Here is a 9806-nt window from a genome sequence, read left to right as displayed (position 1 = left end):
CTTCGATCTCGCGCAGCTTGATGATGGCGCCCATGATGTTGCGGGTGCGCGGCTCGATCAGCACCGGCTTGCCGGCCGCCGCGGTGTCGACTGCGCCCGCCGGCGGTTCAGGCATGGCGAAGTCGGCGTCGGTCTTGGCTTTCATGACGAACGAGCCGTCAGGATTGATCAGGGCGGCGTGCGCCAGTCCGCGGCCAACGGCTTCCTTGTTCAACAGATCGAGGAAACCACTACGGTCGAGGCCGTAGAGCGTGCGCGAGGCATCGAGATCGTATGCCATCGACAATGTCGTGCCCTGCAGGTTGCGCGCGTTCTCCTGCACATAGGCGTCGGCGATCGACAGGGACGAGTTGACGATCGTCTTGGTGCGGATCTCGAACCAGCGGTCAAGGCCGATGTCGAGCGTGATCGAGGCGATGATCGCCACCATGATGGCCGGGATTGCGGCAACCAGCGCGAACATCGCGACGATGCGCACATGAAGCCGCGAGGCGGCCCTGCCGTGGCGCCGCGCCAGGACGATGCGGCGCACCTCGCGGGCGATCAGCGCGATCAGGAACAGAACGAAGACGGCATTGGCCGCGACCAGGGCCCAGGTCGTGTCGGCGGTCGGCGCGATCGGCGTTGCGCCGACCAGGATAGCAAACGAGATTGCCGCCGTGATCACCGCGCCGGCGATGGCCACCACGCCGGGCAGCGCCAGCAGCCGTCGGCCGTCACGTGTGCCAGCCTGGCTGAAAAGCGGTTGGTTCAGGGTCGGAGCCTCAGCTGCCATATCGCGGTACAGAGTCGGTCATTGCGTCGGATGTATGCAACGCATTGTGGCGATTATGCAACAAGTGTGGCCGAGGACGAAATCTTTCCCCCGTCAATTCGCCAATTATTGCAAGCACGAGGCTGCGCTATGGCTGCCTGGACGACTTGTATACGTTGACGCCAAGCTCGCGGATCTTCTTGCGCAGCGTGTTGCGGTTGAGCCCCAAAAGCTCCGCCGCCTTGATCTGGTTGCCGCGCGTCGCCGTCATCGAGGCCAGCACCAGCGGATATTCGACCTCGGCGAGAATGCGCTGGTAAAGCCCCGACGGGGGTAATTCGCCGGCGAAGGAGGCGAAATAGCGCTGCAGGAAATGCTCGACCGCCTGGCCGATCGACAGATCGTCGGGAATGAGCGCGCCGCCGTCCGGCACGACTGGCCTCTCGCCGGTCTTGAGCTCAGACTCGATGATTTCCGACGAAATCTCGTCCTGCGAGTAGAGGGCGGCCAGCCGGCGCACCAGGTTTTCCAGCTCGCGCACATTGCCCGGCCAGGGATAGCGCTTCATGAGCTCGATGCCGCCGGACGAAATCCGCTTGGTCTGCAGGCCCTCGCTGGCGCCCTGCTTGAAGAAGTGCCGCACCAGGTCGGGAATGTCCTCGGAACGCTCGCGCAGCGCCGGCAGCCTCAGCGGCACAACATTAAGGCGATAGAACAGGTCTTCGCGGAAGAGGCCCTGATTGATCAGCGTGCGCAGGTCCTTGTTGGTGGCCGCGACGATGCGCACGTCGGTCTTGATCGGCGTGCGTCCGCCGACCGTCGTGTATTCACCCTGCTGCAGGACGCGAAGCAGCCGGGTCTGCGCTTCCATCGGCATATCGCCGATCTCGTCGAGGAACAGCGTGCCGCCCTCCGCCTGCTCGAAGCGGCCGCTGGAACGGTTCTGCGCGCCGGTGAAGGCGCCCTTCTCGTGGCCGAACAGTTCCGATTCGATGAGGTCGCGCGGGATCGCCGCCATGTTGATGGCCACGAACGGGCCGCCGCGGCGGCGGCCATATTCGTGCAGCGCGCGCGCCACCAGCTCCTTGCCGGTGCCGGACTCGCCGCTGATCATGACCGTGAGATCGGTCTGCATCATGCGTGCCAGCATGCGGTAGATGTCCTGCATGGCGGCGGAGCGGCCGACCAGCGGCATCGTTTCCGGCTGGTCTTCGGCGCGGGCGTCGAGCTTCGGCCGCTTCGGCTCGGACAGCGCCCGGTTGACGATGTTGAGCAGCTCGGTGAGGTCGAACGGCTTCGGCAGATATTCATAGGCGCCCGTTTCGGAGGCGCGGATGGCGGTCATGAAGGTGTTCTGGGCGCTCATGACGATGACCGGCAGCTCGGGCCGCGCCTTCTTGATGCGCGGCAGCATGTCGAAGGCGTTTTCGTCCGGCATCACCACATCGGTGATGACGAGATCGCCTTCGCCAGCCGCCACCCAGCGCCACAGGGTCGAGGCGTTCGAGGTGACGCGCACCTCGTGGCCGACGCGCGACAGCGCCTGGTTGAGCACGGTGCGGATGGCCGCATCGTCGTCGGCGACCAGAATATTGCCGCGAACGCTCATTTGCGGTCTCCTTCTGCTTCAGCGCCTGAGCCGGGCGAAGTCTCCTTCCAGGCCGGCATCAGGACGCGGAACGTGGTGCCCCGCGCGGTCGAATCGCATTCGATGATGCCACCATGCTCGCCGACGATCTTGGCGACCAGCGCCAGCCCGAGGCCGGAACCATTCGGCTTGGTGGTGATGAACGGATCGAACAGGATCGGCAGGATGTCTTCCGATACGCCGGGACCGTTGTCATGCACGCAGAATTCCAGCGGCAGCGAGACGCGGTCCTGCGTTCCAGGTACGGAAACGCGGATGCCGGGACGAAATGCCGTCGACAGCACGATCTCCCCCTGCGGATCCGATCCAATCGCCTCGGCGGCATTCTTGACCAGGTTGAGGAAGACCTGGATCAGCTGGTCGCGGTTGGCGAAGACCGGAGGCAGTGATGGATCATATTCCTCCAAGATCTTGATTCGCCTAGCAAAACCGTTCTTAGCGATCGCCTTCACGTGGTCGAGAACGACGTGAATGTTGACGGGATAGCGCTCGATCGGCCGCTCGTCGGAAAACACTTCCATACGGTCGACCAGCGAGACGATGCGGTCGGTTTCGTCCGTGATCAGGCGGGTGAGCGCCCGGTCCTCGTCGGAAGCCGAGAGTTCGAGCAACTGGGCCGCGCCCCTGATGCCGGAGAGCGGGTTCTTGATCTCGTGCGCCAGCATGGCGGCCAGGCCGGTGACGGAGCGCGCAGCACCGCGATGCGTCATCTGGCGGTCGATCTTGTCGGCCATCGACCGTTCCTGGAACATCACGACGACGGAACCCGGAAACTCCGGCACAGGAGCGACATAGAGATCGACCATCTTCTCGATGCCGAGGCGCGGCGACGAGACGTCGACGCGGTATTCGTTGACCGGCGCACGGCGCTCGCGCACCTGGTCGACCAGCGTCAGCAGCGGGCTTCCGAAGGGCACCAGCTTGGACAGCGTGTTGCGGGCAAGCATGGTCGCGCTGGAGCGGAAGAAATCCTCGGCATCCGCGTTGGCAAAAGTGATGAAGCCGTCGGGATCGACCATGATCACCGGGCGGCGGATGGTGTTGAGCACGATGTTGGCGGCGTCCGCCACCTGCTGCGGGGCATTGGCCTTCATGCAGCGCTCCGCAGGCTGTCCAACGGCAAGCTGTCGGTGAATACGCGGCGCAATTCGGCGACGATCTCCGCCGGTTCGAACGATGTGAGGATACGTTTGCGCTGCTCGGCGCGAACACCTGGAGCATGGCGGTCAAGATACCAGCCGAGATGCTTGCGCGCCTGGCGCAGGCCGCTTTCGACGCCGTAGAGCGCGAGCATGTCGTCGTAATGCGAGACGACGTAATCGGTTAACTCTTGCGGCGTCAGTGGAATGCCCTGTGTCTTTGCGCCGCCCGCGGCCGTCGCAATACCGCCGGCGATCCATGGCGCGCCATAATGCGCGCGGCCGATCATCACCGCGTCGGCGCCGGATTGATCGAGGATCGCCGTTGCTTCCTCAGGCGAGCCGACATCCCCGTTCGCCACCACGGGAATTGACACGGCTTGCTTGACGCGCGCGATGGCGCGCCAGTCGGCCCTGCCCTGGTAGAACTGACAGCGCGTGCGGCCATGCACGGTCACCATGCTGACGCCGGCCTGTTCGGCGCGCCGCGCCAGCATCGGAGCGTTGAGAGCGCTTTCGTCCCAGCCCAGCCGCATCTTGACCGTCACCGGCACCGAGACGGCGCCGACCACCGCCTCGATCAGGGACAGCGCATGATCGAGGTCGCGCATCAGCGCCGAACCGGCATAACCGCCGGTCACCTTCTTCGCCGGGCAGCCCATGTTAATGTCGATGATATCGGCGCCCTCGCCCGCCGCGATTCGCGCGCCCTCGCCCATATGGGCGGCCTCACGGCCGGCCAGCTGCACCATATGTACCGGCAGGCCGGAATGACGTATACGCAGGTCGCAGCCCGCCCTGCCCTTGGCCAGTTCGCCGCTCGCCACCATTTCCGACACGACCAGCCCCGCGCCATGCGCGTGGGCGCGCAGCCGGAACGGCTCGTCGGTGATGCCCGACATCGGCGCGAGGAAAACCCGATTGCGGATTTTTACCCCGCCGACATCGAGGGGCGATGCCAATGTGGTCAGTTCAGCCATGCACAAAAACCAAGCATGTTCGATCGTTGCACATTCTCTAGCCAGAAGTGTGGCGTTGTGCAACGCGCGATGACGTCACATTAAGGCGCATTTTGGAAAATGCTGGCCTTCGGCCATCACCCCGACTAGGACCGATCGGAATGAGCGAGGCAAGCGAAAAGCAAGCGGCGTCCCCAGGCGGCGGGATCGGAGTGGTGATCGTGGCCGCCGGCCGTGGCGCGCGCGCCGGTCAGGCCGACGGTCCGAAGCAATATCAGCGCATCGGCGGCCGTGCCGTTATCGCCCATACTCTGGATATCTTTCTTTCGCATCCGTTGATCGGCCCGGTTGTTGTCGCCATCCACGCCGACGATGCCGAGCTGTTGCAACGCGCCGCGGGGGCACACGCCGAACGTCTCATCACTGTTATCGGCGGCCCGTCGCGCCAGGCCTCCGTCCGGCTCGGCCTCCTCGCGCTGAGGGACCAGGCACCCGAAAAGGTGCTTGTGCATGACGCCGTGCGCCCGTTCGTCGATGCCGGGCTGATCGATCGCACCATCGAGGCCATCGGGGAGCGCCACGGCGCCCTGCCGGCACTGCCCGTCGCCGATACGCTGAAGCGGGAATCGGCCACCGGCATGATCGACGAGACGGTGTCGAGGGCCGGCCTTCATGCGGCGCAGACGCCGCAGGGTTTTCCGTTCTGGCCGCTGCTTGCGGCGCATGAGAAGGCGCACCATCTGGGCAAGACGGAATTCACCGACGACGCGGCGATCGCCGAATGGGCGCAGATACCGGTCAAGATCGTTCCCGGATCGCCAGACAACGTCAAACTCACCTGGGCAAGGGACATTGCATTGGCCGACGAGCGGCTCTCCAGCGCGCAGCAGCGCTTCCCCGATATTCGGACCGGCAATGGCTACGATGTGCATGCGTTCGAGCCCGGCGACCATGTCACGCTCTGCGGCGTCGCCATTCCCTATGACCGCAAGCTCTCCGGCCATTCGGATGCCGATGTCGGGCTGCATGCGCTGACCGACGCGCTGCTTGCCACCTGCGGCGCCGGCGACATCGGCACGCATTTCCCGCCATCGGACCCGCAATGGAAGGGTGCGGCCTCGAAGATCTTCGTCGAGCACGCGGCCAAGCTGGTGCGCGAGCGCGGCGGCCGCATCGCCAATGCCGACATCACGCTGATCTGCGAGGCGCCGCGCGTCGGCCCGCATCGCGCGGCGATGACGCAGGCGCTTTCGGCCGTGCTCGGCATTGCACCCGAGCGCATTTCGATCAAGGCGACGACCAACGAGAAGCTCGGCTTTGTCGGGCGCGGCGAAGGCATCGCGGCGATCGCCACGGCCAGCGTCGTCTATCCGGGAGAGGTGCCGGCATGAGCAACGCTGAACTTGCAAACGCCCTGCTCCAGGCCTGCCAGCAGCGCGGCATCATGCTGGCGACGGCCGAAAGCTGCACCGGCGGCCTGATCATCGCCGCGCTGACCGACATTGCCGGATCCTCCGCCGTGGTCGATCGCGGCTTCATCACCTATTCCAACGAGGCCAAGATGGAGATGCTCGGCGTCTCCGCCGCCACGCTCGACGCGCATGGCGCTGTCTCGCGCGAGACGGTGCTGGAGATGGCCGCGGGAGCGCTGGCGCATTCACGGGCAAGCCTGTCGCTCGCCGTCACCGGCATTGCCGGTCCCAGCGGCGGCTCGGCGGACAAGCCGGTGGGCCTTGTCTGGTTCGGGATTGCATTGGCCGGACAGCCGGTTGCCACCGAACAGCAATTGTTCGGCCAGAAGGGCCGCGAATTCATCCGGCACGAGACGGTGCGTCACGCGCTGCAGCTCGGGTTGCGGGCGCTTGGCGAGCGTTAGGCCTGCTTCCCTCCATAGATGACGTCGGCGCGCTTCTCGAAGGCTTCCGAGAACATGCGGAAGGCGCGGTCAAACATGGTGCCCATCAGCGCGCCGAGAATGCGGCTCTTGAATTCGTAGTCGATGAAGAAATGCACCTCACAGCCGCCGTCGGCGGGATCGAAGCGCCAGATGTTGCTGAGATATTTGAACGGCCCGTCGATGTATTTGACGTCGATTGCGTTCTCATCGGGTTTCAGCAGGACCTGTGTCGTGAAGGTCTCGCGGATCGCCTTGTAGCCGATGCTCATGTCGGCAACCAGGATGGTGCGGCCGTCCCGCTCCTTGCGCGAGCGCACGGTGAGCGATTCACAGAGCGGCAGGAATTGCGGGTAGGCCTCGATGTCCGCCACCAGCGCGAACATCTCTTGCGGTGTATGCGCGACGCGGCGTGTCGCCTCGAATTTCGGCATTGAAAGTCAGCTGGCCTTCGCGAGCTGCGCCTCGCGCGCCGCGCGCAGCCTGGCGAAATCCTCGCCGGCATGATGCGAGGAACGCGTCAGCGGGCTCGATGCCACGAGCAGGAAACCCTTGGTCTTGCCGATCGTCTCGTAGGACTTGAACTCGTCCGGCGGGATGAAGCGGATCACCGGATGGTGCTTCTTCGAGGGCTGCAGGTACTGGCCGATGGTCATGAAGTCGACATTGGCCGAACGCAGATCGTCCATCAGCTGCAGCACTTCGTTCCGCTCCTCGCCGAGGCCGACCATGATGCCGGATTTGGTGAAGATCGACGGGTCGAGTTCTTTCACGCGCTGCAAGAGCCGGATCGAGTGAAAGTAACGTGCGCCCGGACGGACGGTCAGGTAGTTGGACGGAACGGTTTCGAGATTGTGGTTGAAGACGTCGGGCTTGGCGGCAACGACGATCTCCAGCGCGCCGTCCTTGCGCAGGAAGTCGGGCGTCAGGATCTCGATCGTCGTCGAGGGCGTCGCCGCGCGGATGGCGCGGATGACGTCTGCGAAATGCTGCGCGCCGCCGTCTGCCAGGTCGTCGCGATCGACCGAGGTGATGACGACATGGCTCAGACCCATCTGCTTGACGGCGTCGGCGACGCGCGCGGGCTCGTCCGGGTCAAGGGCGGTCGGAATGCCGGTCGCAACATTGCAGAAGGCGCAGGCGCGCGTGCAGATCTCGCCCATGATCATGAAGGTGGCGTGCTTCTTGTCCCAGCATTCGCCGATGTTCGGGCAGCCGGCCTCCTCGCATACCGTCACCAACTTGTGCGACTTCACGATCTCGCGCGTCTCGGAATAGCCCTTGGAAACCGGCGCCTTGACACGGATCCAGTCGGGCTTGCGCAGCACCTCCTGGTCGGGCCGGTGCGCCTTCTCGGGATGCCGCGGGCGCGGCCGGTTGGCGATCGTGTCTACGACTGTGACCATCTCAAACCCTTCGCGGCCGCGATTTCGCCAGCCGCCTGTCTTTCGTCATCTAGGACTTTTCGCGGCAAAGAAAAAGGCCGGGGCGGCGCATGCCGCCACGGCCGTTTTCGCATAGCAGGCTTCGTTCAGCGACGCATTCGCGCGCCTTACCGGCGAACGAGCCGCCCGACGAAGATCAGCAGGCAGGCGCCGATGAAGCCGGTGATCAGATAGGCGACCCAGCCGACGCCGAACGACTGGATGTTGAGAGCCTGCAGGATCGCGTTCAGCACGATCGCGCCGACGATGCCCATGATGATGTTCATGAAAATGCCGGTGTTGCTCTTCATGACCATCTCGGCGAGCCAGCCCGCCAAGCCGCCGACGATGATGGCTGCGATCCAGCCGACGCCATTCAAATGCATGTGCCAGTTCCTCCTCGATCAGGTGAAAATGCATCCGGATACGAACCGCCTTGCCGTCAGCTATCTCCGGCTGCCGCGTGTGAGTCTCGCCTGACCAATCTAGCACGGATCGGCCGTCTATCACCGATCGGCGATCTATCACCGATTGGTGATCTGTCGCCGGGCGGTGATTTGTCATGCGTTCAAAGCGCGGCCATAGGCGTCGAGCACGCTCTCCTTCATCATCTCCGACAGCGTCGGATGCGGGAAGATCGTGTGCATCAGCTCTTCCTCGGTCGTCTCCAGGTTCATCGCCACGACAAAACCCTGGATGAGCTCCGTCACCTCGGCGCCGACCATGTGCGCGCCGAGAAGCTGGCCGGTCTTCTTGTCGAAGATGGTCTTGACGAAGCCCTGGTCCTCGCCGAGCGCGATGGCCTTGCCGTTGGCGCTGAAGGGGAAGCGGCCGACGCGAATATCCTTGCCTTCCGCTTTGGCCTTCGCCTCGGTCAGGCCGACGGAGGCCACCTGCGGGTTGCAATAGGTGCAGCCGGGGATCTTCAGCTTGTCGATCGCGTGCACGCCCGGGAAATTGGCGATCTTCTCGATGCAGACGACGCCTTCATGCTCGGCCTTGTGGGCGAGCATCGGCGGGCCGGCGACGTCGCCGATGGCGTAGACGCCGGGCACATTGGTCTTGCCATAGCCGTCGACGACCACGCAGCCGCGGTCCGTCTTCACGCCGAGCGTCTCGAGGCCCAGGTTTTCGATGTTGCCCTGCACTCCGACGGCCGAGATCATGCGGTCGGCGGTGATCTTCTCGACCTTGCCGTCCTTCATCTCGACATGCGCCGTGACCGAGTTGGCGCCCTTTTCGACCTTGGTCACCTTGGCTTCGAGGATGATCTTCATCCCCTGCTTCTCGAATTGCTTCTGCGCGAATTTCGAGACTTCGGCGTCCTCGACGGGCATGACCTGCGGCAGCAGCTCGACCACCGTCACGTCCGCGCCCATGGTGCGGTAGAAGGAAGCGAACTCGATGCCGATGGCGCCTGAGCCCATCACCAGCAGCGACTTCGGCATTTCCTTCGGCACCATCGCCTCGAAATAGGTCCAGATCAGCTTGCCGTCCGGCTCGATGCCGGGCAGCGCGCGCGGCCGGGCGCCGGTCGCGAGAATAATGTGCTTGGCGGTATAGGTGCCCTCGCCCTTGACGCCTTTCGGCACCGGCGGCTGCGGTTCCATCGCCTTCTTCGCCGTCTTCGAAACGACGACCTCGCCTGGCTTGGACAGCTTGGCCTCGCCCCAGATGACGTCGACCTTGTTCTTCTTCATCAGGAAGCCGACGCCGGTGTTCAGCCTGAGCGACACTTTTCGCGAACGGTCGACCACGGCGGCCGTGTCGGCGCTGACCTTGCCGCCCTCGAGCTTAAGCCCGTAATCCTTCAGGTGATCCGAATAATGCATGATCTCGGCCGAGCGCAGCAGCGCCTTGGTCGGGATGCAGCCCCAGTTGAGGCAGATGCCACCCAGATGCTCGCGCTCGACGATCGCCGTCTTGAAGCCGAGCTGGGCGGAACGCACCGCCGTAACATAGCCGCCGGGGCCTGAGCCGATGATGAT

At 64.4% G+C, this 9806-nt stretch carries 9 protein-coding genes and 1 pseudogene; 2 read left to right on the top strand and 8 right to left on the bottom strand.

Annotated features, from left to right (window positions below):
- From EOA28_RS13325 to dusB, 4 genes and pseudogenes are all read right to left on the bottom strand, one after another.
- Nucleotides 1–775: pseudogene (locus EOA28_RS13325) on the bottom strand (PAS domain-containing sensor histidine kinase); the annotation flags it as partial.
- Between the two features lie 127 nt (nt 776–902).
- Nucleotides 903–2363, bottom strand: coding sequence for a nitrogen regulation protein NR(I) (gene ntrC, locus EOA28_RS13320; protein WP_042642300.1), 1461 nt, complete (start codon nt 2361–2363; stop codon nt 903–905).
- A complete protein-coding gene (locus EOA28_RS13315) occupies nt 2360–3496 on the bottom strand; it encodes a nitrogen regulation protein NR(II) (protein ID WP_127253062.1) in 1137 nt (378 codons plus the stop codon). Before EOA28_RS13315 ends, ntrC begins: the two co-directional genes overlap by 4 nt.
- Nucleotides 3493–4521 (bottom strand): tRNA dihydrouridine synthase DusB, encoded by a 1029-nt coding sequence (gene dusB, locus EOA28_RS13310; RefSeq protein ID WP_127253060.1) that lies wholly within the window; start codon nt 4519–4521, stop codon nt 3493–3495. Before dusB ends, EOA28_RS13315 begins: the two co-directional genes overlap by 4 nt.
- A 140-nt stretch (nt 4522–4661) precedes the next feature.
- Here dusB and EOA28_RS13305 point away from each other — a divergent pair, with 140 nt between their 5' ends.
- Together EOA28_RS13305 and EOA28_RS13300 are read left to right on the top strand one after the other, a co-directional pair.
- Nucleotides 4662–5891, top strand: a complete 1230-nt coding sequence (locus EOA28_RS13305) for a bifunctional 2-C-methyl-D-erythritol 4-phosphate cytidylyltransferase/2-C-methyl-D-erythritol 2,4-cyclodiphosphate synthase (protein WP_127253058.1) — start codon at nt 4662–4664, stop codon at nt 5889–5891.
- Complete coding sequence (locus tag EOA28_RS13300; protein WP_127253056.1) at nt 5888–6376, top strand: CinA family protein; 489 nt, start codon at nt 5888–5890, stop codon at nt 6374–6376. Before EOA28_RS13305 ends, EOA28_RS13300 begins: the two co-directional genes overlap by 4 nt.
- Here EOA28_RS13300 and EOA28_RS13295 read toward each other — a convergent pair.
- The 4 genes from EOA28_RS13295 to lpdA form a co-directional block, all read right to left on the bottom strand.
- Nucleotides 6373–6828 (bottom strand): type II toxin-antitoxin system RatA family toxin, encoded by a 456-nt coding sequence (locus EOA28_RS13295; RefSeq protein WP_127253054.1) that lies wholly within the window; start codon nt 6826–6828, stop codon nt 6373–6375. The genes EOA28_RS13300 and EOA28_RS13295 overlap by 4 nt on opposite strands.
- A 6-nt stretch (nt 6829–6834) precedes the next feature.
- Nucleotides 6835–7800 (bottom strand): lipoyl synthase, encoded by a 966-nt coding sequence (gene lipA / locus EOA28_RS13290; protein WP_127253052.1) that lies wholly within the window; start codon nt 7798–7800, stop codon nt 6835–6837.
- A gap of 146 nt (nt 7801–7946) precedes the next feature.
- A complete protein-coding gene (locus tag EOA28_RS13285) occupies nt 7947–8204 on the bottom strand; it encodes a GlsB/YeaQ/YmgE family stress response membrane protein (protein WP_042642286.1) in 258 nt (85 codons plus the stop codon).
- A 174-nt stretch (nt 8205–8378) separates the two neighbouring features.
- Nucleotides 8379–9806: dihydrolipoyl dehydrogenase (gene lpdA, locus EOA28_RS13280; protein WP_128314941.1), on the bottom strand; the 1428-nt coding region annotated here is incomplete at its 5' end.

Origin of the sequence: Mesorhizobium sp. M2A.F.Ca.ET.067.02.1.1, from assembly GCF_004023285.1 — a bacterium.
Taxonomy (GTDB): Bacteria; Pseudomonadota; Alphaproteobacteria; order Rhizobiales; family Rhizobiaceae; genus Mesorhizobium.
The sequence above is the reverse complement of the archived record's forward strand: the minus strand, read 5'-3'. Positions and strand labels throughout refer to the sequence as shown.

What these genes read in the sequence shown, in the direction of transcription:
- ntrC (WP_042642300.1), bottom strand. Translation starts at nt 2,363, where the DNA reads ATGAGCGTTCGCGGCAATATTCTGGTCGCCGACGACGATGCGGCCATC.
- EOA28_RS13315 (WP_127253062.1), bottom strand. Translation starts at nt 3,496, where the DNA reads ATGAAGGCCAATGCCCCGCAGCAGGTGGCGGACGCCGCCAACATCGTG.
- dusB (WP_127253060.1), bottom strand. Translation starts at nt 4,521, where the DNA reads ATGGCTGAACTGACCACATTGGCATCGCCCCTCGATGTCGGCGGGGTA.
- EOA28_RS13305 (WP_127253058.1), top strand. Translation starts at nt 4,662, where the DNA reads ATGAGCGAGGCAAGCGAAAAGCAAGCGGCGTCCCCAGGCGGCGGGATC.
- EOA28_RS13300 (WP_127253056.1), top strand. Translation starts at nt 5,888, where the DNA reads ATGAGCAACGCTGAACTTGCAAACGCCCTGCTCCAGGCCTGCCAGCAG.
- EOA28_RS13295 (WP_127253054.1), bottom strand. Translation starts at nt 6,828, where the DNA reads ATGCCGAAATTCGAGGCGACACGCCGCGTCGCGCATACACCGCAAGAG.
- lipA (WP_127253052.1), bottom strand. Translation starts at nt 7,800, where the DNA reads ATGGTCACAGTCGTAGACACGATCGCCAACCGGCCGCGCCCGCGGCAT.
- EOA28_RS13285 (WP_042642286.1), bottom strand. Translation starts at nt 8,204, where the DNA reads ATGCATTTGAATGGCGTCGGCTGGATCGCAGCCATCATCGTCGGCGGC.